The following is a 25,947-nucleotide window of genomic DNA, read 5'->3' as shown; positions in this document are numbered from 1 at the left end:
CTGAATAGAGCATCTGACTACGGATCAGAAGGTTACAGGTTTGAATCCTGTCGGAATCACTTTAACGGGCAAAAACAAATAGGGTTTGGCTCCGTAGCTCAACTGAATAGAGCATCTGACTACGGATCAGAAGGTTACAGGTTTGAATCCTGTCGGAGTCACAACAGAGCTAAAGAGAACTTTACTTTATGTAGAGTTCTCTTTTTTGTTTGCCCTATCCGCAACAAGCCCATACTCTCGTTCAACCCCAATCGGTCAATGGATTTCCGCACGCATCATGCGTAACTTTTCCTTGGCGAAAGCCTGCATATCCACGGCCACATCGTCTTCGTCGACAATCTCAACACCGGTCATCGTCTCGATCACGTCTTCCATCGACACCACGCCACGAAAGCAACCGTATTCGTCAACAATGACGGAAATGTGCTCGCGCTTCTCCAACATCTTCTCCCATATTTGGTACACCGAATCGCTCTCATTGAAAGAGAGTATCGGACGCATCAGGTCTGAGAGCTTGGTATCGAACTTGTCGTCCGACAACGCTTTCAGCACAACATCCTTCAGCACATAGCCAATGATGCACTCCTTGTTTTTCTCATAAACCGGGATGCGTGAGAAATTCCAAGTTTGCTGCTCGTAGAACGCCTTGACGGTTAGGTTCACATAAGCCGACTCCACCACAATGGAGGGCGTCATCACCTCTCGGGCCTTGACACCCGCCAGACGAATGCAGCTTTTGATGATCTTGCTTTCCGATTCGCGGAAGATGCCCTCCGAGGCGCCCACATCGACCATGGCCGACACCTCCTCACGGCTCACCGAAGCCTGCTGCCCCTTCGGACTGAACACACGCGTGATGAGCTCGGAGAGCAGCACCAACGGATAGGTGATGAAAATAAGCACACGGATAATCTTGGTGGATGGCATGGCGAGCGAACGCCAATATGAGGCGCCAATGGTCTTCGGGATGATTTCGGAGAGAACCAAAATCAATAGCGTTAGAATGGCCGATATGAGCCCGAAATATTCCTCGCCAAAGAGTTTGATCGACTCTGCGCCCACACCCGCCGACCCAATGGTGTGCGCAATGGTGTTGAGGGAAAGGATGGCTCCCACCGGACGGTCTACGTTGTTCTTATATTGCTTCATCAACGGGGCGGCCTTGTAGCCTTGGCTCTCCTTCATCGTGATGAACGACATGGGAGTGGATAGGAGGACCGCCTCAAGGACGGAACATAAAAAGGATAGTGACAGAGCACCTAAAAAGTATAAAATGATTAAGCCCATTAAATGTTTGTCTCGTTAATAATAAGTTGTCTGTAGGGGGATGCAGCCCACTTACTATAAACGAAGAGCCTTATGGTATATGAACAATTGGTATATCATTTGCGAGACAAAGATACATGTTTTGTTATAATTTCACTATTATCACCATCATATATTGCAATTCTTTAACTAAAACATCCTGTTATTCACATTGTTTTCGCTAAGCCAAACGAGCGAGCATGTGGCCACAAGGCCATCTGCCGTTTGTCGGCGAGGCTATGCCAAGATTCGTGGGCAAATAGGTCACCCTACTCACCCATGCTTGGAAAAGAAACATGATGGGGTCGAACACGACGGGTGTCATCCGCTACATGGCGCTCATCAGGCCATCCCCCGCCCCTGGTTTGAATCTCACCAGCAAAGAGTCGACGGGGAAGAATCGGCGGACTATCAAGATGAAACTATCGATGCGTGCCATTGGATTGTTGGGATTGTTCTGAAAAAAACGTGCGCACTTTTTATGTGAAATAGACGAGGAAAATCCTGTATTTGCAAGATTTTGCTTCAAACAACGGAGCCTGATTTCAACGTTAGGCATGTTTCGAGTTGCGCCTGGACATGTATCGAGCCTCGATCGGGCATGTTTCGTCTTTTAAAAGGCCATGTTTCGCGCCTCGGTTAGGCATGTTTCGCAACGTTGAAAGTTGTTTCCGAAACGCCGAGCGAAGCATCGTTGCGATAAACCTCTGATTGATAAGCAATTACAAAAACTCGTCAAGAATCTTATATTTGCGCCCAACATTTTTCTCGTTTAAAAGAAACGTGTAGTTTTCGGTATAGATTGTTTCGATTTTTGAGTCACGATTACGCCCTCGACAAATCCTTGTCGCCCCTCCCACAGCTATCTATCCCCGCGTTCGTTAAACCTCAATCGGTCATTAGATTAGGGTTTAACGATTGCCATTAGTATATTCAACATGTTGTTGCGCAACTGCTCGCTACGGCCAAGCGCAGGCCCACCATCAGGCATGTCAACAACCAATTCTCTTGCGCCACCGGAGTGACAAAGCGTATCGACAAGCCCGACGAAGATGGCAAGACCGTGCATAGAGGTAGGAGGTGTTGCGACAAACCAAGAAACAAGAATTAACAAAAAAAATGCTTCGGTTTTCAAATAATGTGTACCTTTGCATGAGAAAAAAACGGAATCATGAAGACACAACTCGATGTACACACCCACACCGTGGCTTCGGGCCACGCATACAGCACCATCCAGGAGATGGCCACAGCAGCAGCCCACATGGGACTGAAGATACTCGGCATCACAGAGCATGGACCCAGCATACCCGGCACGTGCCAACCCATCTATTTCCGGAACATGCATTGCGTGCCACGCGAGATGTATGGTGTGAAGCTGATGATGGGAGCGGAACTCAACATTCTCAACACCCAGGGAGAGATAGACCTCGACGAGAGCGACCTGCGCACACTCGACCTGCGCATTGCCGGCATACACAGCTTGTGCTGGCAGGGAGGAACAAAGGAGGAAAACACAGCGGGCGTGATACAAGCCATGCGCAACCCCTACGTGCAAATCATCAGCCATCCGGGCGACGGCACGGCGTTGCTCGACTTCGAGCAACTGGTGCTGGCGTCGAAGGAGACCCACACGTTGCTCGAGATCAACAACCACTCGTTGGCGCCCGCCCGCCACAAGACCGTGGCGCGCCCCAACAACCTCGAACTGCTCCAACTGGCCAAGAAGCATCAGGTGCCCGTAATTCTCGGAAGCGACGCCCACATATCGATGATGATAGCGCAGTATGACAAAATCATGCCATTGGTAGAAGAAGCCGAGATGCCCGATGAGCTCATCATGAACTACAGCACCAAGCGGTTTCTGGATTACCTGAAACCCATGCCCCAATAGCCCCGCATCGACATGCTCAGGTGCCGCACCTTGGTATAAACCATAGCGGCAACCACCCCACTCCACGAACAATCCGAGGGCCGATTTGGAAATAAATCAAAATAAAATAGTAAAGTGCTTTGCAAATATCAACAGAATAATATATCTTTGCAGCAAATTGAGCTCCTTAAAGGCGCATAACATAAAGAAAACACACCATGCCAGAAATATCCGTACGCGGCTTGGAAATGCCCGAGTCACCCATTAGAAAGCTTGCCCCCCTGGCGCTTGCTGCCAAGGAGCGTGGCATAAAGGTTTATCACCTCAACATCGGACAGCCCGACCTGCCCACACCGCAATGCGGCCTCGACGCGCTGAAGCACATCGACCGCAAGGTGCTGGAATACAGTCCGTCGCAAGGCTACCTGAGTTATCGAAAGAAACTGGTGGACTTCTATGCCAAGTACGATATCCATGTGTCGGCCGACGACATCATCATCACCACAGGAGGCTCAGAGGCCGTGTTGTTTGCCTTTATGAGTTGCCTCAACCCAGGCGACGAAATCATCGTGCCCGAGCCCGCTTACGCCAACTACATGACGTTTGCCGTGTCGGCTGGAGCAAAGATTCGCACCATCGCCACATCCATCGAGGAAGGATTCGCCTTGCCGAAGGTGGAGAAATTCAACGAGCTCATCAATCAGAGAACACGCGGAATACTCATCTGCAACCCCAACAACCCCACGGGGTACCTCTACACACGCCGCGAGATGAACCAGATACGCGACCTGGTAAAGGAGCACGACCTGTATCTCTTCTCCGACGAGGTTTACCGCGAATACATCTATACGGGTTCACCCTATATCAGCGCCATGCACCTCAAGGGCATTGAGGACAACGTGATTCTCATCGACTCCGTGTCGAAGCGCTACTCGGAATGTGGAATCCGCATCGGCGCATTGATCACCAAGAACGAAGAGGTGAAAAAGGCTGTGATGAAATTCTGCCAAGCTCGCCTCTCGCCACCTCTCATCGGACAGATTGTGGCCGAGGCATCGCTCGACGCTCCCGAGGAGTATTATCGCGACGTTTACGACGAGTATGTGGAGCGACGCAAGTGTCTTATCGACGGCCTCAACCGCATTCCAGGAGTCTACTCACCCATTCCCATGGGCGCATTCTACACGGTGGCCCAGCTCCCCGTCGACGATGCCGACAAGTTCTGCAAATGGTGCCTCGAAGAGTTCAACTATGAGGGCGAGACCGTCATGATGGCTCCTGCAGCCGGTTTCTACACCACACCGGGCGCAGGCGTCGACCAAGTGCGCATTGCCTACGTGCTGAAGAAAGACGACTTGGAGCGCGCCCTGTTCATCCTCAGAAAAGCATTGGAGGCATACCCTGGTAGAAAATGAATTTTTCCTTCTTTATCGCCCACAAACTTTATAAGGACAAAGGCGGAAGGCAACACGTCTCCCGCCCTGCCATAACTATTGCCACAGCCGGTGTGGCAATAGGATTGGTCGTGATGCTCCTTTCGGTTTTTGTGGTGCTCGGCTTTAAGCATACCATCCGCGACAAGGTGATTGGCTTTGGTTCACACATCCAGGTAACCAACTTCATGACCCAAATGTCGTCGGACCAGGCGCCCATCGCCATGAACGACTCCATGATAAAGGTCATTGGAGGCATAGAGGGCGTGAAGCACGTGGAGCGATTTGCCTACAAGCAAGGCATCCTCAAGACCGATACCGACTTCCTGGGAGTGATGTTCGAAGGCGTTGCGCAAGAATACGACACCACGTTCATCCACCAGAACATGGTAGCGGGATCCATTCCCAAATTCTCCGACAGCCAGTCGGGCAACCACATACTGATCTCACAGAACATCGCCGACAAGCTCAAGGTGAATGCTGGCGACCGAATCTTCGCCTATTTCATCGATGAGAACGGGGTGCGCATGAGGCGGTTCACCATACAAGGCATCTACCAAACCAATCTCTCGCAGTACGACCAGGTGATGTGTTTCGCCGACCTCTACACCACCGTCAAGCTCAACGCATGGCAGCCCGACCAGGTGTCGGGAGCGGCCATCACCGTGAACGACTTCAAGCAACTGGACGAAGTGGAGAGCCGGTTTGTAGAAAAAATTAACCGAACGGAGGACCGCTATGGTGAAACCTACGCTACACAGACCATCAGAGACATCAATCCGCAGATCTTCTCATGGCTCGACTTGCTCGACATGAACGTGTGGATCATCCTCGTACTGATGGTGTCGGTGGCTGGCGTGACCATGATCTCAGGACTGCTCATCATCATCCTCGAGCGCACCACCATGATAGGCGTGCTCAAGGCATTGGGAACGCGCAACAAAACCATACGCCACATCTTCCTGTGGTTTGCCGCATTCATCATCGGAAGGGCGCTCCTCATCGGCAACGCCATCGCCCTCGGCATGGCATTGCTCCAGCAATGGACGGGGATCATCAAGCTCGACCCGGCAACCTATTACGTTAGCACCGTGCCTGTGGAAATCAACATCCCGCTACTCATCATCCTGAACGTAGCCACTTTGCTCATCAGCCTGTTTGTGCTTATAGCACCCAGCTATCTCATTTCGCACATCCACCCAGCCAAGAGCATGAGGTACGAATAAGCCACTAAACCATCACGGACAAGCCATAACATAATAAGGAAAAACACAACTTGCACGCTCCGAAAGAGTGTGCAAGTTACATAAATGATACATTTTAACGAAAAATACTGCACATGAATTTTGGAAATGTGCATAATTGGTTGTACCTTTGCACACAAAATTTCTATTTGTGCAATGGACAAAGCATCCAGTTTTAATTTGCTTCTAGAACAAGCCATCATCAAGAATTGGGAGAAAGACGCCCTGACCGACTACAAGGGCGCCACACTCCAATATCATGACGTGGCACGAAAGATAGAGAAACTCCATATTATGTTTGAGAGTTCAGGAGTCTGCAAGGGCGACAAAATCGCGCTTTGCGGACGCAACAGCTCATCATGGGCATGCGCCTTCTTAGCCATCGTGACGTATGGCGCCATCGTCGTGCCCGTGCAGCATGAGTTTAAGCCTGAACAGGTTTACAACGTGGTGAACCACTCAGAGTCGAAGTTGCTCTTCGTGGGCGACGTGGTAAGCACCACACTCGACTATAACATGATGCCCAACTTGGAGGGAGTGATCTATATTCCCGATTATTCACTTGTGGTAAGCAACTCGGAGAAGTTGACTTACGCGCGAGAGCACCTCAACGAGATGTTCGGACACAAGTATCCCAAGTATTTCCGCAAGGAGCACGTCAAGTATCATAAGGACCAGCCCGAAGAGCTGATCATGATCAACTACACCAGTGGCACAACAGGTTTCTCAAAGGGAGTGATGCTCCCCTACCGATCGGTTTGGAGCAACATCGACTTCCTGATCGATGAGTTGGGCAGCAAACTGCCCGCCAACTCGCGCGTGCTCGACATCCTCCCCATGGCTCACATGTACGGATTGGTGTGCGAGTTCCTGCTCCAGTTTGTTTTGGGAAACCACCTCTTCTTCCTCACACGCTTACCGAGCCCCACGGTTATCCAGGAGGCCTTCATCGAAATTCGCCCCGACGTCATCATCTCGGTGCCACTCATCGTGGAGAAAATTGTAAGGAAACTGGTGTTCCCCAAGCTCAACAACAACCGTGTGAAGCTCCTCATGAAGATGCCGGGCATCAACAAGAAGGTGAAAGAACACATGCTGAAGACCGTCATGGATGTGTTTGGAGGCAAGGCGTTCGAGGTCGTTGTGGGTGGAGCCGGACTGAACCGCGAGGTGGAGGAATTCCTCACAAGCATCCATTTCCCCATCACCATGGGATACGGAACGACAGAGACAGGACCGCTCATCACCTTCTCCAACTACGACAATTTCGTGGGAGGATCGTGCGGAACGCCCGTGAAGCACATGGAAGTGAGAATTGCCAGCAACGACCCAGAGAACGAGGCCGGAGAGATCATTACGCGCGGACTGAACGTCATGAAGGGATACTACAAGAACGAGCAGGCCACACAAGCCGTGATCGACGAGAACGGATGGTTCCACACAGGCGACCTCGCCAAGATGTCGAAAGACGGACACGTCTTCATCCTGGGACGCATCAAGAACATGCTGCTCGGCTCCAACGGACAAAACGTGTATCCAGAAGAGATAGAAGACAAGCTCAACTCCATGGCCATGGTCAACGAGAGCCTCATCATCCAAAAGGGCGACAAGCTTGTGGGATTGGTTCATCCCGACATGCACGAAGCCGAGTCGCTCGGATTCACCGAGGACGACCTGAGAAATATCATGGAGCAGAACCGAAAGGAACTAAACAACTTGTTGCCTAGCTTCTGCAAAATCAGCGAGATACGACTCCAAGCTGAGGAGTTTGAGAAAACACCCAAGAAATCCATCAAACGATACCTCTACAAAGAGGCATAACAACCAATACCAAGATCATGGAACAGATCCCCAGTTTTAACGAGCTCATCGAAAAGAGCATCATTGACCATTGGCACAAAGACGCGCTAACCGACTTTAAGGGTGCGGTTCTACAATACCACGACGTAGCCCGCAAGATCGCCAAGTTGCACATCATGTTTGAAAGTTCGGGCGTGAAGCGAGGCGACAAAGTTGCGCTCTGCGGACGAAACAGCTCGGCATGGGCGTGCGCTTTCCTGGCCACACTCACCTATGGGGCGGTGGCCGTGCCCATCCTGCATGAGTTCACGGCAGACCAAATCCACAACATCGTCAATCACTCGGACGCCAAACTGTTGTTCGTGGGCGACGTGGTGGCCACACAGATCGACACTACCAAGATGCCCCATCTTGAAGGTGTTATTTACATTCCCGACTATTCGCTTGTGCTCTCGCGCACCGACAAATTGACGTATGCACGCGAACACCTCAACGAGATGTTTGGACACAAATACCCCAAGTATTTCCGTCAGGAGCACATCAGTTACTATAAGGAGCAAAGCCCCGACGAACTGGCACTCATCAACTACACCAGCGGCACAACGGGATTCTCGAAAGGTGTGATGGTTCCCTACCGCGCCTTGTGGAGCAATGCCGACTTTGCCGAACACGTATTAGGCAACAAGATCAAGGTTGGCGACAATATCATTTCCATCTTGCCTATGGCTCACATGTATGGTATGTCGTTCGAGTTCCTCTTTGAGTTCATCAAGGGATGCCACATCTTCTTCCTGACACGCATTCCTTCACCCGCCATCATCGCAGCAGCTTTTGCCGAGGTGAAGCCACGCGTCATCATCTCGGTACCCCTCATCATCGAGAAGATCATCAAGAAGAAGGTGTTCCCGAAGATCCAGGATCCCAAGATGCGTCTCTTGATGAAGATGCCGGGCATCAACAGGAAGGTTTACGAGAAAATTTGCACGCAAGTAACCCAAGCCTTCGGAGGCAACTTCTACGAGATCATCATCGGCGGCGCCGCGTTCAACCAAGAGGTGGAAGCCTTCCTGCACCAGATTCATTTCCACTACACAGTGGGCTATGGAGCTACGGAGTGTGCACCGATCATCTGCTACGCCGACTACCAAGAATTTGTTCCAGGCTCATGCGGAAAGGCAGCCCTGCACATGCAGGTGCGTATTGACAGTTCAGATCCGCAGAACGTCCCTGGCGAAATCTTATGCAAGGGCCCCAACGTCATGTTGGGATACTATAAGAACGAGGAGGCCACTGCCGCTTCTATCGACAAGGAGGGATGGTTCCACACGGGCGACCTCGGCACGATGGACGCCAACGGCAACGTATTCATCAAGGGCCGCTCGAAGAACATGCTGTTAGGTTCTAACGGACAGAACATCTACCCAGAGGAGATAGAGGACAAGCTCAACTCCATGACTATGGTGGTTGAGAGCGTGGTGATCCAAGAAGGCGACAAACTCGTGGGACTGGTTTACCCCGACTTTGAGGAAGCCAAGCAAATGGGCTTCAACGACACCGACCTGGAAAACATCATGGAGGAGAACCGCAAGCAGCTCAATACGATTCTGCCCCACTATTGCAACCTGTCGGCCATCCGCCTGCACAACGAAGAGTTTGAAAAGACCCCGAAGCGTTCCATCAAGCGATTCCTCTACACAAAATAAGGCAGCAACAGCATAACGACATTATAAGAATCCCGCAAGATTGGAAGTATCAACTTCTCATCTTGCGGGATTTGTTTTTATTCTACAATCATCAACCCAAACCTCCGTTGGCATTTAGGCCATCGGTGATGGGAAACGACAAAACCTTACGCCCTGCTCTCCAACTGGCGGTCGAGTTCCAGAATGCCCTTGGCAGTACACAGCCCACGTATGAACAACATGACAACGTTGCGGAAGATGTCTTGCAAACTGTAAGTGTTATAGAGTTTGCTTTCCATTACATTTTGCATCACGTTATTGCCCAACAGACTGATCAACTCATAATTGAAGTCATTGCGGAAATAACCTTCCAGCACACCACGTTTGAAGAAATCCTTGCTATGAGCCTTATGCTCCTTGTTGACTTGCTCCAAGAACGACATCACGCGCGGATACTTGTGCAAATCCTCATAATAAACAGGGTTCATATCGCGCAATTCTTCCATTTGGAGACGATAAAACTCAAGGAGAATATCTATCACCTGTTTCTCGCCACTTGAGTCGAAACGCTCCAATGTGGCGTCAAACTCATGTATCCTACGCGCCACACTCTCCAAGAGCAACTGCTCTTTATTGTCATAAATCTCATAAAGAGTACGCTTGGAAATCTTCAACTTACGGGCAATGTCGTCCATTTTCACAGACTTGACGCCAATCGTCGTGAATTCGCGTGTAGCAACCTTCAATATCTGCTCACGAAGCGCTTCCCTATGTTCCGTTGTGTAGTTTGGTTGAGTCATATTACAAAGCAACTATTGGTGATGTGGATGAGATTACATCAGCTCAAGCTATCAGAAAGAATCGTTGACGAACGGGATGCACTTTCGTGAACGCATAGAATGCGCATAGAGGCAACAGGATGGTTCAATTCCGAATGGCCCATAGCCGATTATCTTTTACAAAGATAATAAAAATAGTGAAAACTTAGGGCTGTTACTTCGTTTTTTATTAACTTTGCCGATGAGAGGTTGCAATTAGCAACAATAGAGAAAGATCTCATAGCACTCGCTTGCACCTAAACAACATCACGAACAAAGCATAAATTATAAGCAATATGGTAAAAATCACAAAAGAGGCTGCATTGGAGTATCACTTCAAAGACAGACCAGGTAAGATTGAGGTTAAGCCCACAAAACCATACCGTACCCAAACCGACTTAAGTTTGGCTTACTCACCAGGCGTTGCCTTCCCCTGTTTGGAAATACAAAACAATCCCGATGACGTTTACAAATACACCGACAAGGGAAACCTTGTGGCCGTTATCTCCAACGGTACAGCCGTGCTCGGACTCGGCGACATTGGCGCCATGAGTGGCAAGCCTGTCATGGAAGGTAAGGGATTGCTTTTCAAAATTTATGGAGGCGTCGATGTATTCGACATTGAGGTCAATGAGAAAGACCCTGTGAAATTCTGCGAGGCCGTTGAGAAGATTGCGCCAACATTCGGAGGAATCAACCTCGAAGACATCAAGGCTCCAGAGTGTTTCTATATCGAGAATCGCCTGAAGCAGACGCTCGACATCCCTGTGATGCACGACGACCAACATGGCACGGCCATCATCTCGGCCGCTGGATTGCTCAACGCACTTGAGGTGGCTGGCAAAAAGATCAGGGAAGCAAAAATCGTGGTCAACGGAGCAGGAGCTGCCGCTATCAGTTGCACCAAGTTATATTGTTCACTCGGAGCGAAGCACGAGAACATCGTGATGCTCGACTCACGTGGCGTAATCTACAAAGGCCGCGAGAACGTGAACGAGCAGAAGGCTGAATTTGCCACCAGCCGCACCGACATCCACACTCTGGAGGAGGCAGTCAAGGGCGCCGACGTATTCGTAGGATTATCGAAAGGCAATGTGCTCTCACAAGACATGGTTAGGTCAATGGCCGACCATCCCATCGTGTTCGCACTCGCCAATCCCGTCCCCGAGATTTCTTACGAAGACGCCATGGCGGCTCGTCCCGACGTACTCATGTCGACTGGGCGTTCCGACTACCCCAACCAAATCAACAATGTTATAGGATTTCCCTACATCTTCCGCGGCGCATTGGACGTGCATGCCAGAGCCATCAACGAGGAGATGAAATTGGCTGCCGTCAAGGCTATTGCCCAACTAGCCAAGATGCCCATCCCCGAAATTGTCAACGAGGTGTACCATGTTAGCGACCTACAGTTCGGACCGAAATATTTCATACCGAAACCCGTCGACCCACGCCTCATCACAGAGGTGTCGGCTGCAGTAGCCAAAGCCGCCATAGAAAGCGGCGTGGCAAGAACGCCCATCACCGATTGGGAGGCATACAAGGAACGACTGCGCCAGATGCTGGGCCAGGAGACAAAATTCACACGCACACTTCATGCCACCGCTGCCATGCACCCACAGCGCGTGGTGTTTGCCGAGGGTGGTCACCCCACCATGATGAAAGCTGCCGTAAAGGCGCTTCAAGAGGGCATATGCTCGCCCATCCTGTTGGGTAACCCCGACCGCCTCACACGCCTGGCCAACCGTTTGAAGTTGGATCTCTCTGGTGTGGAAATCATCGATATGCGCGCCGACAAGGAGCAAGGACGTCGCGCCACATACGCCAAGCATCTCTCAGAGAAACGCGCACGCCAAGGCTACACCTTCGAAGAAGCCTATGACAAGATGTACGAACGCAACTACTTTGGTATGTCAATGGTGGAGCAAGGCGATGCCGATGCGTTCATCACAGGCCTTTACACCAAATACAGCAACACGATCAAGGTGGCCAAGGAAGTGGTAGGCATCAATCCCGCCTACAATACATTTGCCACCATGCACATTCTCAATACAAAGAAGGGCATCTACTACATCGCCGACACGCTCATCAACCGTCATCCCAACGATAGTGTGCTCTACGATGTGGCTCGCTTGGCCGCACACTCCGTGTCGTTCTTCAACGACGAACCAGTGATGGCCATGATCAGCTACTCCAACTTCGGTACCGACGAAGTGGGCTCACCCGTAACCGTACACCAAGCTGTAGAGCGCTTGCAGAAGGATTATCCCGATATGGCCGTCGACGGTGAGATGCAGGTCAGCTTCGCGTTGAACAAAGAGCTCCGCGACGACAAGTATCCGTTCACACGCCTGAAAGGCAAGGATGTCAACACGCTTGTCTTCCCGAACATGAGTTCTGCCAACAGTTGTTACATGCTTCTCAAGGGATTGGATCCTGACGTGGAGGTCATTGGCCCGATCCAGATGGGTCTGAACAAGCCTATCCACTTCACCGACTTCGAGGCAAGCGTGCAGGATGTGGTAAACATCACCGCCGTGGCTGCCATCGACGCTTATGTGGAGAAACTGAAAAACAACAAGGGCGAATAAGCCATAGGGGCACCGCAACTTGATGCGGCTTTCCCCATTAACAACTCACCTATTTTCGTATGAGATGTCCATCATCCAACAGGAAGATCAAGGCATCAACCATAGAAAAATAGGTAGAAAGCATCTTTCGGGCAATGCTGTATTTTATAGCATTGCCCATTCTTTGTTTCTTATTGATGCCACATTTTCTCGCCACAGTATGGTTAAGGCAAGTATTGCTTCGCCCATTAGGCTTTATGAAAACGTCCCATTTTCAAGGAAGAATCCCAACAAAACAAACTTGATTTCAAAAGGTTAACTTCCTCCGGTAACGAGCACAACAACGCTACCAATGAAGCAAAACTCTTTGGGTAGAAAAGTGATTCAGCATCCCCCTCAAAGCCATTTTATAATAGAACGTTTTTTTAACTGAAAAAGTTTGGAACGTATGATTATAATATGTATATTTGCACGGAATTATTAAACCTAATACGAAGTATTAACCATGATCTACGTCGACATAGACACAAAAGGCACCATGCGCCTGCCTTTCTATTTGGCCATGGAGGAATATGTAGCTAGAAATATCTACAAGGGAGAAGACTGCTTCTTCATGTGGCAGGTCAATCCGACCGTCATATTCGGTCGCAACCAAGTCATCGAGGACGAGGTGAACATCGAATACTGCAAATCGCACAACATTCAGTTCTACCGCAGGAAAAGCGGTGGCGGTTGCGTCTACGCCGACATGGGAAACGTAATGCTTTCATACATCACTGGCGAGGAGAGCGTCGACAACTGCTTCGCATACTACATGGAGATGTTGACACGATCGTTCAACGCCATTGGAATTCCCGCTGAACGCAACGACCACAACGACATCATGTTGAACGGGCAAAAGATTTCGGGCAATGCCATCCTGCACATGACCGACCGCGTCATCGCTCACGGCACGCTCCTTTACGACACCAACATGGAGAACATGACCAACGCCATCACACCCAGTAAACAGAAACTGAGTCGCAATGGTGTGCAAAGCGTGCGTCAACGCATCACGCTGCTCAAGGATTTCACACCACTGTCGTTGGAGGAGATGAAGAAAAAGCTGCGCGCTACAATCTGCACATCATCAGTCAGCCTCAACGAGAAAGACATCGAGGGAATCAAAGAGATCGAAAAAGAATATCTCGAGCCAAGTTTCATCTACGGAAAATAGTTGTAAGCACCTATAATCCCTACCACCCGTACAGTCAACTACTACGTCATTAAATTAACAACCATAAATAAATATCTATGAACAAACGAACTTGCCTTTACGATCGCCACGTAGCATTGGGCGCACTCGTGCAACCTTTTGGAGGCTTCGACATGCCTATCCAGTACTCGTCTATTATCGAAGAGCACAACGCCGTGCGCCAGCATTGCGGTGTATTCGATGTATCCCACATGGGTGAGACATTCATCTCTGGTGAGGACGCCGAGCGCTTCGTCAACCATATCTTCACAAACGATGTAACTGGAGCCCCCATTGGCCAAATCTTCTACGGCATGATGTGCTACCCCGACGGTGGCACCGTCGACGACTTGTTGGTCTACAAGATGGGCGAGCAACTGTATTTCCTCGTCATCAACGCTGCCAACATCGACAAAGACATGGAGTGGATCATGACGAGCGCTGAGGGATTCAACGTCAACATCGACCATTGCTCAGAGCGTTACGGCCAGTTGGCCGTGCAAGGTCCAGAGGCTGAAACCGTCATGGAGGAAGTGCTGCAAATACCCTGCAAGGACTTGGTGTTCTATACAGCTAAGACCCTCAATGTGGATGGCGTGGAAGTTATCGTCAGCCGCACGGGTTACACAGGCGAGGATGGCTTTGAGATTTACGGAAGCCACGAGTATATCGTTAACCAATGGGACAAGCTCATGGAAAGCGGTCGTTGCAAACCTTGCGGACTGGGTTGCCGCGACACACTCCGCTTCGAGGTGGGTCTCCCTCTCTACGGCGACGAACTGTCACAAGACATTTCACCCGTCATGGCTGGATTTAGCATGTTCTGCAAGTTCGACAAGCCCGAGTTCATCGGCAAGGAGGCTCTGCTGAAGCAGAAGACCGAGGGCGTGGCTCGACGCCTCAGAGGTCTCATGCTCGACGACCGCGCCGTGCCTCGCCACGGATATAAGGTGCTGAAAGATGGCGTAGAGGTTGGTGAGGTCACCACAGGCTATCGCCTTATCTCTGTCGACCAGAGTTGTGCCGTGGCATTGGTTGACTCTTCATTGAAGTTGGGCGACCGCGTGGAGGTGCAAATCCGCAAGAAGACCTTCCCCGCAACAATCGTCAAGAAGAAGTTCTACGACAAGCATTACAAGAAATAAGCCCATACCGCCTACAACAGGACGGGAAAACCACAAGACATAATAATAATAACAATAACCATTAAAACACAAGAAGAATCATGACCTATTTTAGCGAGTCACACGAGTACGTTCGTGTAGAGGGAGAATTTGGATACGTTGGAATCAGCGACTACGCACAAAAGCAGTTGGGCAACATCGTCTATGTGGACATGCCCGACGTGGACGACGATGTAGAAGTTGGTGAGGTCTTCGGCGCCGTAGAGAGCGTGAAGGCCGCAAGCGACCTGCTGTCACCCGTAAGCGGCACAGTGGTTGAGGTGAACGAAAGTTTGGAGGACAGCCCCGAGCTCATCAACCAGGACGCCAACGAGAACTGGATCATAAAGGTTAAGCTTTCCGATCCTTCGGAGCTTGAGAGCCTCATGGACGAGGATACTTACAACTCAAAAAATCAGTAAATGCATCCCTTTTTCCCACAAACATCCGATGACATCAAGCACATGCTTGATGTCATCGGAATTGAATCGGTAGACGATCTCTATAAAGACGTGCCCGATAACGTGCGGCTCAAGAAAGACTATGACCTGCCGTCATCGCAAAGCGAAATAGAGATTCGTAGGAAGCTCGCCGAATTCGGCAAGCTCAACAAGCAATTGGTATGTTTTGCAGGAGCAGGCGCATACGACCACTATACGCCCGCTGTTATCCCGCAGATCGTGGAGCGCTCGGAATTCTTGACGAGCTACACTCCCTATCAGGCCGAAATATCACAAGGCACTCTGCACTATATCTTCGAGTATCAGACCATGATGGCTCGACTCACTGGCATGGATATCTCCAACGCCAACATGTACGACGGCTCTACTGCAACAGCCGAGGCCGCACTTATGGCGGTAGCATCGACCAAGAAGACCAACAAGGTCATTCTCAGCGACGGAATCGATCCCAAGGTGAAAGAGGTGGTAAAGACATACGCACACTTCCATGGCCTCGAGTTGCTGTCGTTACCCACAGTCAATGGCGCAACCGACTTCTCGGCGCTCGACGAGACATTGGCTCAAGGTGGAGTGGCTGGCCTCATCGTACAACAGCCTAACCGCTACGGTATCGTAGAGGATTATACTGGCGTGGCCGATCGTTGCCATGCAGCAAAAGCCTTGCTCATTATCAATAGCGTAGCTGCCGACCTATCTATGCTGAAGACTCCAGGAGAATGGGGTGCCGACATCGCCGTTGGCGAGGGTCAATCATTGGGCATTCCTTTGTCATGGGGAGGTCCTTACATCGGTTACATGTGTACTACAGAGAAGCACATGCGCAAAATGCCGGGACGTATCGTCGGTCAGACTGTCGACCAAGACGGCAAACGTGCGTTCGTATTGACACTTCAGGCACGCGAGCAACACATCAGAAGACAGCGCGCTACATCCAACATCTGCTCTAACCAGGGTCTCATGGCTCTTTGGGTCACCATCTACATGTCGCTCATGGGACCGCAAGGCCTGAAGGAAGCCACACAGATGGGATGCGATGGAGCCCACTATCTGCACGACCAACTGATCGCTACCGGACACTTCTGCGATGCCTTTCCTGGCCAGGAATTCCTCAACGAGTTCTGCGTCAAGTATGATGGCGACCTCGCGGCTCTCCAAGAGAAGTGGGTCGAGAACGGTTTCATGGGCGGCGTAGCCATCTCCGACGACACCGTCATGTTCGCCGTCACCGAGCAGCGCACCAAGGAAGAGATAGACCAACTGGTTGCTTTGATTTCCTAAACGCCCTTACCCATTAAACGAAACAATCCATGAACAACAAATTATACGACCGTCTCATCTTTGAGTTGAGCAGTCCAGGGCGAGTTGGTTACCATCTTCCTAAAAACCAGTTCCCCCATCACGAATTACGCAAAGACGTAAGCCGCACCAAAGCACCTGCCCTGCCCGAGTGCGACGAGATGACTGTGGTCAGACATTACACCAATCATAGCGGCAACAACTTCGGCGTGGACAACGGCCTCTACCCATTAGGCTCATGCACGATGAAGTACAACCCCAAGATCAACGAGGAGGCAGCCAACCATCCCGCATTCGTCAACCTGCACCCGCTTCAGCCAGCTTCTACGGTGGCAGGAGCACAAGCTCTCGCTGATGAGCTCAAGAAGATGCTGTGTGAGATTACAGGTATGGGTGCCGTCACCCTGAAGCCATGCGCTGGTGCTCATGGTGAGCTCACGGGCCTGATGATTATCAGAGGGTACCATGAGAGCCGCGGCGATTTTAAGCGAACAAAGGTACTCGTCCCCGACTCAGCCCATGGCACCAACCCTGCTTCGGCAGCGGTGTGTGGCCTCGACGTTGTTGAGGTCAAGAGTAAGGAAGACGGTACCGTCGACGTCGACGACTTGGCAACCAAGCTCGACGACACGGTTGCAGCCATGATGATGACCAACCCCAACACATTGGGCATCTTCGAGCACAACATCACCAAGATCGTGGAGATGGTTCACAAATGTGGCGGTCTGATGTATTACGACGGAGCTAACCTTAACCCGCTTCTCGGCGTATGCCGTCCGGGCGACATGGGCTTCGATGTGATTCACCTGAACCTGCACAAGACCTTCTCCACACCTCACGGTGGTGGCGGACCTGGCAGCGGCCCTGTGGGGTGCCGTAAGGAGTTGGAGTCATTCTTCCCGACAGTCAACCCCTATCAGGGCAACTTCCTCGTGGAGATGCGCGCTTGGGCCTACATCCTCAGCCTCGGTTACGAGTATATTAAGAAGGTTGGTCCTACCGCAACGCTCAATGCCAGCTATATCAAGGCAAAGTTGCAGGATGTTTACGAACTTCCCATCAAGGGCCTGAGCAAGCACGAGTTTGTGTTCAATGGCTTGACCGACAAGTCTACAGGTGTTACCACGATGGACGTGGCCAAGCGCCTGCTCGACTACGGCTACCATGCTCCTACGATCTACTTCCCACTTCTGTTCCACGAGTCCATGATGATTGAGCCTACTGAGTCGGAGAGTCTGGAGAGCATCGACGGATTCGTTGCTGTGTTACGCAAGATTGCCGAGGAGGCCAAGACAGATCCCGAGTTGGTGAAGACAGCTCCCCACAACGCTCCTATCAGCCGCGTAGACGATGTGCTCGCAGCTAAGAATCCTGTTCTGACATACCCCGAGAACCCATAAGCAATCGAGTTCATGATACAAACTGATCTCATCATCATTGGCAGTGGCCCCGGTGGATACGAGGCCGCTGCCTTTGCAGCCAAGCATGGCCTGCAAGTGGTTATCGCTGAAGAAGCCTTCGCAGGTGGCACTTGCCTCAACTGCGGATGCATTCCCACAAAGGCGTTGATTCACGACGCGGAAAAAGCTGTTGCCGTTCCCAATGAGGGCGCAATGCGTTTGGCTGCCGCCATCGACCGCAAGAATCAGGTTATTGATGGATTGCGGAAAGGTATCGAAGCTCTTCTCGGTCAACCTTCTATCACCTTCCTGCACGGACACGCATCCCTTGTGAACGCCAACACCGTAGCTGTGGGCGAAGAAACTGTCAAAGCAAAGGATATCCTCATAGCCACAGGCTCAAAGGCCAAGATGCCTCCCGTATCTGGATTGAGCCCCGACGAGATTCGCGCCAACCCACGTGTGGTCACGTCAGAGGAACTGCTCAACCTTTCTACTCCGCCCCAGCATCTTTGCATTGTTGGCGCAGGTGTGATTGGTTTGGAAATGGCCTCCGTCTTTCGGGCATTTGGTAGCAAAGTCACCATCATCGAATTCATGAAGGAATGCCTCCCCCCCATGGACCAAGAGCTTGCTCGTCGCTTGCGTAAGTCGATGGAGAAGCAGGGTATTGTGTTCCATCTCGGATGCGGACTTCAGCAAGTGGATGGCGACAAGGTTACCTACCAAAACGTGAAGAAGGGAACTTCAGAAACCATCGAGGCCGACTGCATCTTGGTAGCTACAGGTCGCCAAGCCAATGTAGAGGGCTTAGGGCTTGAGAACACAAGCATCGAAGTGGGAAGAAGAGGTATCGAGGTCGACGACAACATGCAGACCACTGTGCCCCACATCTACGCCATTGGCGATGTCAACGGTCGCCAGATGCTTGCACACGCAGCCACATTCCAAGGTTTCCATGCCATCAACCACATCTTAGGAAAAACCGACAACATTCGCCTCAACATCATGCCTGCTGCCGTCTTCACTCACCCAGAAATTGCTTCTGTGGGACTTACCGAAGACAAGTGCAAAGAAATGGGCATAGCATGCGCTGTACGCAAATCACTCTATCGTGCCAATGGCCGTGCACAAGCCTCTGAGGCTACCGACGGATTACTTAAGTTGGTATGCGACGACCAGGGAAAACTGATCGGTTGCCATGCCTTAGGACAAGAGGCCTCATGGATGGTTCAGGAGGTGGCAACACTGATGAACTTTGATGCAACCGCCGATCGTTTGGCTGAAATTGTGCACATTCACCCAACGTTGTCTGAGATTCTTCTCAACGCCGCAAGCCACTAAGTCAACCTTTCGTCTCCTCAAAACGTTAAAAAAAGCCTATAATCCTTGACTATAGGCTTTTTTTATTAACTTTGCATTAAATGTAAAGTTAACAACTCACATGCCTCGTTTCAGACAACTATTTAGCTGTCTCCTCATGCTTTGCGCCTCCATCGCTGCACAGGCGCAAATGAAATGGAACCAGCAATACCAGACATACATCGATCAATACAAGGATCTCGCCATCGAGCAGATGCTTAAATATCGCATTCCTGCCAGCATCACCTTAGCCCAAGGCCTTTTTGAGAGTGGCGCAGGAAAAAGCGATCTATCCACACGCGGCAACAACCACTTTGGCATCAAGTGTCATGGGTGGACAGGCCGCACAATGAACAAAGACGACGACGCTGCCAACGAGTGTTTTCGAGCCTATGACAATCCACGCCAAAGCTACGAAGATCACAGCAAGTTCCTCGCACGCAACACACGCTACGCCCGCCTGTTCCAATTGAAACCGACCGACTATCGCGGTTGGGCCAATGGCCTCAAGGCATGCGGATACGCCACAAACCCCCACTATGCGAAGAAGCTTATCGACCTCATCGACCTCTATAAGTTGTGGCAATACGACAAGGCGCATAGCTACGACAGGTTCATGGCCCAGCGCGCAGGCAACGACCGCCCCGCCGACACCAATGCGGGGCTACACCCCATCCATATCTTCAATAAGAACTATTACATCGTGGCGCGCGAAGGCGACACCTTCAAGTCGATAGCGAAAGAGACCGAGCTCAGCTATCGCCGACTGGCTTCCTACAACGAGCGCAGCCGTAAGGATGTGCTGCATGCAGGTGAAATTGTTTATCTGAAGAAAAAACGCCGTCGCGCTCCCAAGCAATACAAAAACCGTCCACACGTCGTTAAGGCTGGCGAAAACATGTATATGATTTCGCAATACTACGGCATGCGTGTAAAATACCTATACAAGAAAAATCATCTCTCACCCGACCACCAGATCCGTGTCGGTGAAGTGCTAAAGGTTTATTAATCTAACTCATTATGAAAAAAACACTCTTAACAGCAGCGTTTGCCGTGTTGTGTTGCATCAGCAGCACAGCACAGGACTTCAGTCAGTATTTCCAAGACAAGACACTTCGTATCGACTACATTTTCTCGGGTACCCATAACACGCAGCACATTGCGCTCGACCAACTCTGCGTTGAGCCTCGTTGGTATGGCAAGCGCAAGCGCCTTGCTGAGGTTCCCGTTGAGGGCAACGGGCAAATCACCGTTCGCGACCATAAGACCCAGCGTATCATCTACCGCAATTCCTTCTCCACTCTATTTCAAGAGTGGCAGGAAGAACCCGAGGCTTTGACCACAGAGCGTTCGTTTGAGAACGTGTTCCTCGTGCCAATGCCCAAGGACACCGTCGACATCACGCTCGACCTACGCAACAACCGCCGCGAAATCACTTCAAAGCTCACGCACCAAGTGGTGCCCACCGACATCCTCATCCGCCAGATAGGCTATCGCGACGTCACCCCGTTCGAGACTATTCAACAGGCGAAAGACACTAACAACTGCATCCACCTGGCCTATCTTGCCGAAGGTTACCGTCCCGAGGAGATGGGCACCTTCATACAAGATGTAAAAATGGCCATGGAAGCCCTGTTCGCACACGAGCCTTTCAAGGGTATGAGAGACCGCTTCAACATCGTTGCCGTGAAGTCGCCGTCAAAAGATAGCGGTGCCAGTGAGCCCGGAAAGGGCATCTGGAAGAACACAGCCCTGCACTCACACTGGGACACCAACTACAGCGAGCGTTACCTCACGACCTCTAACCTGAAGGACATGCACGACCTACTGGCCGGTACTCCCTATGAGCACATCCTCGTGTTGGTCAACTCCGAGCGCTATGGCGGCGGTGGCATCCTCAATTCATACCTTCTCTCCACCATCCACAACAAGTGGTCGAAACCCGTCGTTGTGCATGAGTTCGGACACAGTTTCGCCGGTCTGGCAGATGAGTACGCTTACGAAAACGAAGAGGTCAACATGTATCCTCTCGATGTAGAGCCTTGGGAGAAGAACATCACCACGAAGGTAAACTTCAAGGGCAAATGGGAAGAAATGATTGGCAAGAAGCCCGGCGTTGGCCTCGTAGAAGGCGGCGGCTATAAGATGAAGGGCGTTTACCGCGCCTGCAACGACTGCCGCATGCGCACCAACGAGATTCCGGAGTTCTGCCCAGCCTGCCAAAAGGCACTGCGTGACCTCATCAACTTCTACACTGAATGATCCTTCGCCATCACACGTTAGGCAAGACATCCCTACCCGTCCGCTACCTCCGCACAATCAGTACGGTGCTTATGTTCCTTGTCTTTCCCATGACGGGAAACATCGGGGCATGGGCACAACCAACGGACAGCGAACGGTTGGGGATGGCCATCGATTATTTCCAAAACGGGAAATACCACGAGTCGATGCTTATCCTTCAGGACCTTAACCAGCATTATCGGCTCAACCCACGGTTTCAGGCCTACCTAGGCGTGTGCTATTACTATGAGTGGGACTACGAGCACGCCACGGAATGTCTCAGCAAAGCCATTCCAAAGTTGGAGAAATTCGCGCCCCAGGAACGCTCATTCTACTACTTCGCCAATGCGGAAAGCCTTTTCAACCTAAAGGAATACGACAAGGCCCTGCTCAATTACCAACAGATGCTCACCGTCTGCCACAACAACGAGAAAGGCGACGCCTACTACAAGATAGGACTCATACACACTTTTCGCAACCAATGGATCGACGCTCTCGACAACCTACAGAGCGCATGGTTCTATTACACTCAATACACCACCAATAAAAAAGCGCGCATAGCGCAAATCCGCAACATGATACAAGGATGCTGCGACCAAATAAACGGAAAAGGCACACAATAAGCTGTCAACACGTCTTTTATTGACCGACAGACTTGTTTTGTGCCTTTTTTTTCATAATTTTGCAAACATGATATTCTATTTCTCAGGCACAGGCAACACACGTTGGGCAGCCCAGTATCTTAGCGAGGCCACCCAAGAGGAGCTTGTCTTCATCCCCGACCACCCCACCGGCACGTTCTCCCCTGACCTAAAGGAAGGCGAACGCATCGGGTTCTGCTTCCCCGTTCATGGTTGGCGCCCGCCCAAATTGGTGCGCGACTTCGTTTCAAGACTTCGCCTAAGGGCAGAGGGGCATTACGTTTATGCCCTCTGCACAGCCGGCGACAACATCGGCGAGACGATTGAGATACTCGAAAAGGACTTGAGCGAAGTGGGAATCCATCTCGATTCAGCCTTCTCGCTCATCATGCCCGAGTCGTATGTTGGCTTACCCTTCATGGATGTTGACACGGAGGCGAAGGAAAAGGCCAAGAAAGACGAGGCCGCCGCATTGCTCCAATCCTACGAACCCATCATCGCGAAACGTGAGAAAGGAGTACGCCAACTGCACCGAGGCCATTGGCCCCGCATCAACTCACGCATCATTGGCGGCTATTTCACCCACCGGCTCATTACCGACCGCCCCTTCCATGTCGATTCCGAGCGTTGCGTGGCGTGTGGCATTTGCGCCTCAGTATGTCCTGTCCACGACATCATTGGCGGTCCCGGAAGTACGCCCCAATGGCGGCACGACGGCTCATGCCTCACCTGTTTTGCCTGCTACCACCACTGTCCGCACCATGCCATCGAGTACGGTCGACGCACACAACACAAAGGACAATATCATTTTGATCAACGAACGAAAGACAAATAACAGAAACGAAACCATTATGAAGAAGTTTATACTCACTACTGCTCTGTGCTTGACCAGCGCTTTCGCCTGGTCTCAAAACATAGTAACCGACCGTTGGGGCAACAAGGTTCCCGCCCCTGTCTTTGACGAGGAAGGAACAGTCGGCATGCGCTTCGGCAAGCACGACATCGTGCCTATCGAGAAGAGCACCCACAAGGTGTTGGGCAAGCCATCACCCAACTACGTGCCCCACAAGGGCTCACCACGCATCCTTACCATCCTCGTCAACTTTGCCGACTCGGCCATCACCGTCAAACAGCCTAAGAAAGCGTTCCAACAATTCTTCAACCAAGAAGGAACACTCGATGACCTGGGCAACGGCAACTACCGCAACCACGGCAGTGTGAGCCAATATTTCCATGACATGAGCGGTGGACTGTTCCGTCCCAAGTTCGACATTTACGGCCCCGTCACCCTTCCCAAGGCCATGGAATACTATGGCAAGAGCCCTGAGAGCTCGTCATCGGGTGAGAAATCGATCGATCTTGTCAATGACGCCCTCAGCCTGATTGTCGACTCTGTGGCCGACGCATCAGTCTACGATAACGACGGCGACAACCTCATCGACTGTGTTTACATCATCTACGCTGGCATCGGTCAGAATTATGGCGGCGGCGCCAACACCGTTTGGGCTAAGACTGGCGCAGCCAATGGCACGTTCAAGGGCCTGAAGCTCAACTGGTACAGCATGGCCAGCGAATTGTCGCCCATCGCCGTGAGCAACACCGACCCCACCCTGATGATTACTGGCGTAGGCGTTACCTGCCACGAGTTCTCACACGCACTGGGCCTGCCCGATATCTACCCCACCACCACCTCAGCCCGTGTTAACAACCAGGAGATGGAGTACTGGGACTTGATGGACGGTGGCGAATATGTTAGCAACGGCTATCGCCCCACGGCCTACACCGCATGGGAAAAGACTCAGATGGAGTGGCCCGTAACCACACAGACGCTCAAAGAAAGCGCTACGGGCATCCAAATGAACAAGACAACGGAGCAGGGCGGCGTAGTCTATAAGATTCAAAACGACGAGGAGCCCTTGGAGTATTTCCTCTTGGAGAACATCCAGAAGCAAGGCTGGAACCGGTCGCTGCCTGGCCACGGCCTGCTGGTTTACCATGTCAACGAGGTGGGCAACACCAACATCTACATCAACACCAAGCTCAACAACGAAGCCGGGAAGCCAGGTATGGCCGTTGTGCCAGCCGATGGCGAATGCCTGTCATCGTATATCAAGGCCAACAGCAACAAATATTTAGAGAGCCATAAGGGCGATCCCTATCCCGGAACCAGCAACGTTACGGCCCTCAACGACAACATGAGCATCCCCAACTTCTATTGGTATGCTGGCACAAATCCCAAGTCAGCCACCAATAGCACGTTCCACAAGGTAGACAAAGCCTTGGCCAACATTGCAGAGGAGAACGGCGTGATCACCTTCGATTTCATCAGCAGCTACGCCACAGGCATCAGCGAAGTATCAACGAACCATGCCACTGCCGACGGTGTAGTCTACAGCATCAATGGTCAGCGTCTGGGCACAAGCGTCAAATCGCTGCAACCCGGCATCTATGTTCGCAACGGAAAGAAATTTGTAGTGAAGTAACCTTCCGTTTACACCATTACGAAGACCCTCTATCAGGCAAGAAGTCAATAAAAGGCTTCTTGCCTTTACTGTCCGCACAGTTTCTGAGACCATATGTGTCCCACGTTTCTACGCGTAGTTATACTTGCCTTGCATAACGGTATAGGCAACAGCTTTCCCTAACTTGCTTTGCACTTTTTTGCACTGAATAGCCCAACTTTGGAGTGCTACCATCCCAATTAGGGCAAGGTCTTTCGGGAGTAAGCCGAAAGGTTTTGAGACACTTGCAATCATGCCGGCTGAAGCACGAGAGGAGACGGCTTGACTGCCCGGTAGGAAATCAAGGAATGTCAGCAAGTCCGCCAGGCAGCGCAGTTGGATCAACCGGACCTTGTCGACAAGCCCTGCTCTATCTTGTCCCAGGGAAGATTGTCGGCAAGCTTCACCCAACGGTTGGGGCTTGCTCAAACCCGAGAGACACTTGAAGCTCAAACAGCTCGCAACTGTGGTATTGGGAGTAGTATTTCATGTCGATTCTTGTTGGTTTTAACACCCAAAGGTAATCATTCCCCAGCGAACCGCAGAAACATATTGAAAGATAACATATTGAACTTCAGTTAGTTGCATTTAATTAGGGGTTGTCGTTTAATTCTAAGAATTCAATATCTATAGACGAGGGTATGCCTTCCGAGGTTGCCATCGTCTGCTTATTTTCGGAGTTTTATCGTAATTTTGGTCGATTCTTGTCTTGTCAGGGCATAGTTATCCCTTGCATGGAGGATAATGCTATACGAGGTTAAGCAGCCTGATGGAGTTCCGCTTTTGCAATTCTTCTTGCCAGTTGTACTGCATTAGCCGTGTGGATGCCGAAGAAGATGATTAGGATTTCTGTCTTCTTGATTCGGCCGCTTATCCGCTTGAGTCCG

21 protein-coding genes and 1 tRNA gene are annotated in these 25,947 nt (G+C 51.1%); 19 read left to right on the top strand and 3 right to left on the bottom strand.

The features are described 5' to 3' along the window. Window positions 1-87: 87 nt before the first annotated feature. Window positions 88-161 (top strand) — tRNA-Arg (locus KM934_RS09775). Between the two features lie 94 nt (window positions 162-255). Here KM934_RS09775 and KM934_RS09770 read toward each other — a convergent pair. Continuing rightward, the gene (locus KM934_RS09770) at window positions 256-1,287 is read right to left on the bottom strand and encodes a CNNM domain-containing protein (RefSeq protein WP_215760429.1); all 1,032 of its coding nucleotides are present in this window, start codon (window positions 1,285-1,287) and stop codon (window positions 256-258) included. Between the two features lie 314 nt (window positions 1,288-1,601). Between KM934_RS09770 and KM934_RS09765 the strand changes: the two genes are divergently transcribed. Next, entirely contained in the window at window positions 1,602-1,766 is a 165-nt protein-coding gene (locus tag KM934_RS09765) for a hypothetical protein (RefSeq protein WP_215760428.1), read from the top strand. 443 nt (window positions 1,767-2,209) lie between these two features. Here KM934_RS09765 and KM934_RS09760 read toward each other — a convergent pair whose 3' ends face one another. After that, on the bottom strand, window positions 2,210-2,440 hold the full coding sequence (locus tag KM934_RS09760; protein ID WP_215760427.1) for a hypothetical protein: 231 nt from the start codon (window positions 2,438-2,440) through the stop codon (window positions 2,210-2,212). Window positions 2,441-2,476: 36 nt separating this feature from the next. Between KM934_RS09760 and KM934_RS09755 the strand changes: the two genes are divergently transcribed. The 5 genes from KM934_RS09755 (at window position 2,477) to KM934_RS09735 (ending at window position 9,355) form a co-directional block, all read left to right on the top strand. Next, window positions 2,477-3,196, top strand: coding sequence for a phosphatase (locus KM934_RS09755; protein WP_215760426.1), 720 nt, complete (start codon window positions 2,477-2,479; stop codon window positions 3,194-3,196). A 197-nt stretch (window positions 3,197-3,393) separates the two neighbouring features. Next, window positions 3,394-4,590: a pyridoxal phosphate-dependent aminotransferase gene (locus KM934_RS09750; protein ID WP_215760425.1), complete on the top strand. Its 1,197-nt coding sequence runs from the start codon at window positions 3,394-3,396 to the stop codon at window positions 4,588-4,590. After that, on the top strand, window positions 4,587-5,834 hold the full coding sequence (locus KM934_RS09745; protein ID WP_215760424.1) for an ABC transporter permease: 1,248 nt from the start codon (window positions 4,587-4,589) through the stop codon (window positions 5,832-5,834). Before KM934_RS09750 ends, KM934_RS09745 begins: the two co-directional genes overlap by 4 nt. Window positions 5,835-6,008: 174 nt before the next feature. Further along, window positions 6,009-7,673 (top strand): AMP-binding protein, encoded by a 1,665-nt coding sequence (locus KM934_RS09740; protein WP_215760423.1) that lies wholly within the window; start codon window positions 6,009-6,011, stop codon window positions 7,671-7,673. Between the two features lie 17 nt (window positions 7,674-7,690). Next, window positions 7,691-9,355 carry an AMP-binding protein gene (locus KM934_RS09735; protein ID WP_215760422.1) on the top strand — a complete coding sequence of 555 codons (1,665 nt, stop codon included), beginning with the start codon at window positions 7,691-7,693 and terminating at the stop codon, window positions 9,353-9,355. Between the two features lie 146 nt (window positions 9,356-9,501). On the opposite strand, the gene KM934_RS09730 is transcribed toward KM934_RS09735, so the two are convergent. After that, window positions 9,502-10,134 carry a TetR/AcrR family transcriptional regulator gene (locus KM934_RS09730; protein ID WP_215760421.1) on the bottom strand — a complete coding sequence of 211 codons (633 nt, stop codon included), beginning with the start codon at window positions 10,132-10,134 and terminating at the stop codon, window positions 9,502-9,504. Between the two features lie 314 nt (window positions 10,135-10,448). Between KM934_RS09730 and KM934_RS09725 the strand changes: the two genes are divergently transcribed. The 12 genes from KM934_RS09725 (at window position 10,449) to KM934_RS09670 (ending at window position 25,042) form a co-directional block, all read left to right on the top strand. Then, window positions 10,449-12,743, top strand: a complete 2,295-nt coding sequence (locus KM934_RS09725) for an NADP-dependent malic enzyme (RefSeq protein WP_215760420.1) — start codon at window positions 10,449-10,451, stop codon at window positions 12,741-12,743. Window positions 12,744-13,227: 484 nt separating this feature from the next. Beyond that, window positions 13,228-13,938, top strand: coding sequence for a lipoate--protein ligase family protein (locus tag KM934_RS09720; protein ID WP_215760419.1), 711 nt, complete (start codon window positions 13,228-13,230; stop codon window positions 13,936-13,938). A gap of 77 nt (window positions 13,939-14,015) precedes the next feature. Next, window positions 14,016-15,101 carry a glycine cleavage system aminomethyltransferase GcvT gene (gene gcvT / locus KM934_RS09715; RefSeq protein WP_215760418.1) on the top strand — a complete coding sequence of 362 codons (1,086 nt, stop codon included), beginning with the start codon at window positions 14,016-14,018 and terminating at the stop codon, window positions 15,099-15,101. A gap of 80 nt (window positions 15,102-15,181) precedes the next feature. Beyond that, on the top strand, window positions 15,182-15,541 hold the full coding sequence (gcvH, locus tag KM934_RS09710) for a glycine cleavage system protein GcvH (protein WP_215760417.1): 360 nt from the start codon (window positions 15,182-15,184) through the stop codon (window positions 15,539-15,541). After that, window positions 15,542-16,858 (top strand): aminomethyl-transferring glycine dehydrogenase subunit GcvPA, encoded by a 1,317-nt coding sequence (gcvPA, locus tag KM934_RS09705; RefSeq protein WP_215760416.1) that lies wholly within the window; start codon window positions 15,542-15,544, stop codon window positions 16,856-16,858. It begins immediately after the preceding gene. 29 nt (window positions 16,859-16,887) lie between these two features. Beyond that, the gene (gcvPB, locus tag KM934_RS09700) at window positions 16,888-18,276 is read left to right on the top strand and encodes an aminomethyl-transferring glycine dehydrogenase subunit GcvPB (protein WP_215760415.1); all 1,389 of its coding nucleotides are present in this window, start codon (window positions 16,888-16,890) and stop codon (window positions 18,274-18,276) included. 12 nt (window positions 18,277-18,288) lie between these two features. Then, complete coding sequence (lpdA, locus tag KM934_RS09695) at window positions 18,289-19,620, top strand: dihydrolipoyl dehydrogenase (protein WP_215760414.1); 1,332 nt, start codon at window positions 18,289-18,291, stop codon at window positions 19,618-19,620. Window positions 19,621-19,720: 100 nt separating this feature from the next. Continuing rightward, the gene (locus KM934_RS09690; RefSeq protein ID WP_394369501.1) at window positions 19,721-20,647 is read left to right on the top strand and encodes a glucosaminidase domain-containing protein; all 927 of its coding nucleotides are present in this window, start codon (window positions 19,721-19,723) and stop codon (window positions 20,645-20,647) included. Window positions 20,648-20,658: 11 nt separating this feature from the next. Then, window positions 20,659-21,900, top strand: coding sequence for a M64 family metallopeptidase (locus KM934_RS09685; RefSeq protein WP_215760413.1), 1,242 nt, complete (start codon window positions 20,659-20,661; stop codon window positions 21,898-21,900). Then, complete coding sequence (locus KM934_RS09680) at window positions 21,897-22,541, top strand: tetratricopeptide repeat protein (RefSeq protein WP_252344962.1); 645 nt, start codon at window positions 21,897-21,899, stop codon at window positions 22,539-22,541. Before KM934_RS09685 ends, KM934_RS09680 begins: the two co-directional genes overlap by 4 nt. Before the next feature lie 67 nt (window positions 22,542-22,608). After that, window positions 22,609-23,394, top strand: coding sequence for an EFR1 family ferrodoxin (locus KM934_RS09675; protein WP_215760412.1), 786 nt, complete (start codon window positions 22,609-22,611; stop codon window positions 23,392-23,394). A 16-nt stretch (window positions 23,395-23,410) separates the two neighbouring features. Continuing rightward, the gene (locus KM934_RS09670) at window positions 23,411-25,042 is read left to right on the top strand and encodes a M6 family metalloprotease domain-containing protein (protein ID WP_215760411.1); all 1,632 of its coding nucleotides are present in this window, start codon (window positions 23,411-23,413) and stop codon (window positions 25,040-25,042) included. Window positions 25,043-25,947 lie beyond the last annotated feature (905 nt).

The sequence above is a fragment of the Hallella faecis genome (assembly GCF_018789675.1).
Classification (GTDB): Bacteria; Bacteroidota; Bacteroidia; order Bacteroidales; family Bacteroidaceae; genus Prevotella; species Prevotella faecis.
This window is presented reverse-complemented; position numbering and strand designations above follow the sequence as displayed.

Coding starts and splice junctions, on each gene's coding strand:
- gcvPB (WP_215760415.1), top strand. CDS start 16,888: ATGAACAACAAATTATACGACCGTCTCATCTTTGAGTTGAGCAGTCCA.
- KM934_RS09690 (WP_394369501.1), top strand. CDS start 19,721: ATGCCTCGTTTCAGACAACTATTTAGCTGTCTCCTCATGCTTTGCGCC.
- KM934_RS09675 (WP_215760412.1), top strand. CDS start 22,609: ATGATATTCTATTTCTCAGGCACAGGCAACACACGTTGGGCAGCCCAG.
- gcvPA (WP_215760416.1), top strand. CDS start 15,542: ATGCATCCCTTTTTCCCACAAACATCCGATGACATCAAGCACATGCTT.
- KM934_RS09745 (WP_215760424.1), top strand. CDS start 4,587: ATGAATTTTTCCTTCTTTATCGCCCACAAACTTTATAAGGACAAAGGC.
- KM934_RS09720 (WP_215760419.1), top strand. CDS start 13,228: ATGATCTACGTCGACATAGACACAAAAGGCACCATGCGCCTGCCTTTC.
- lpdA (WP_215760414.1), top strand. CDS start 18,289: ATGATACAAACTGATCTCATCATCATTGGCAGTGGCCCCGGTGGATAC.
- gcvH (WP_215760417.1), top strand. CDS start 15,182: ATGACCTATTTTAGCGAGTCACACGAGTACGTTCGTGTAGAGGGAGAA.
- KM934_RS09725 (WP_215760420.1), top strand. CDS start 10,449: ATGGTAAAAATCACAAAAGAGGCTGCATTGGAGTATCACTTCAAAGAC.
- KM934_RS09750 (WP_215760425.1), top strand. CDS start 3,394: ATGCCAGAAATATCCGTACGCGGCTTGGAAATGCCCGAGTCACCCATT.
- KM934_RS09670 (WP_215760411.1), top strand. CDS start 23,411: ATGAAGAAGTTTATACTCACTACTGCTCTGTGCTTGACCAGCGCTTTC.
- KM934_RS09755 (WP_215760426.1), top strand. CDS start 2,477: ATGAAGACACAACTCGATGTACACACCCACACCGTGGCTTCGGGCCAC.
- KM934_RS09680 (WP_252344962.1), top strand. CDS start 21,897: ATGATCCTTCGCCATCACACGTTAGGCAAGACATCCCTACCCGTCCGC.
- KM934_RS09685 (WP_215760413.1), top strand. CDS start 20,659: ATGAAAAAAACACTCTTAACAGCAGCGTTTGCCGTGTTGTGTTGCATC.
- KM934_RS09730 (WP_215760421.1), bottom strand. CDS start 10,134: ATGACTCAACCAAACTACACAACGGAACATAGGGAAGCGCTTCGTGAG.
- KM934_RS09735 (WP_215760422.1), top strand. CDS start 7,691: ATGGAACAGATCCCCAGTTTTAACGAGCTCATCGAAAAGAGCATCATT.
- KM934_RS09740 (WP_215760423.1), top strand. CDS start 6,009: ATGGACAAAGCATCCAGTTTTAATTTGCTTCTAGAACAAGCCATCATC.
- KM934_RS09770 (WP_215760429.1), bottom strand. CDS start 1,287: ATGGGCTTAATCATTTTATACTTTTTAGGTGCTCTGTCACTATCCTTT.
- gcvT (WP_215760418.1), top strand. CDS start 14,016: ATGAACAAACGAACTTGCCTTTACGATCGCCACGTAGCATTGGGCGCA.
- KM934_RS09765 (WP_215760428.1), top strand. CDS start 1,602: ATGATGGGGTCGAACACGACGGGTGTCATCCGCTACATGGCGCTCATC.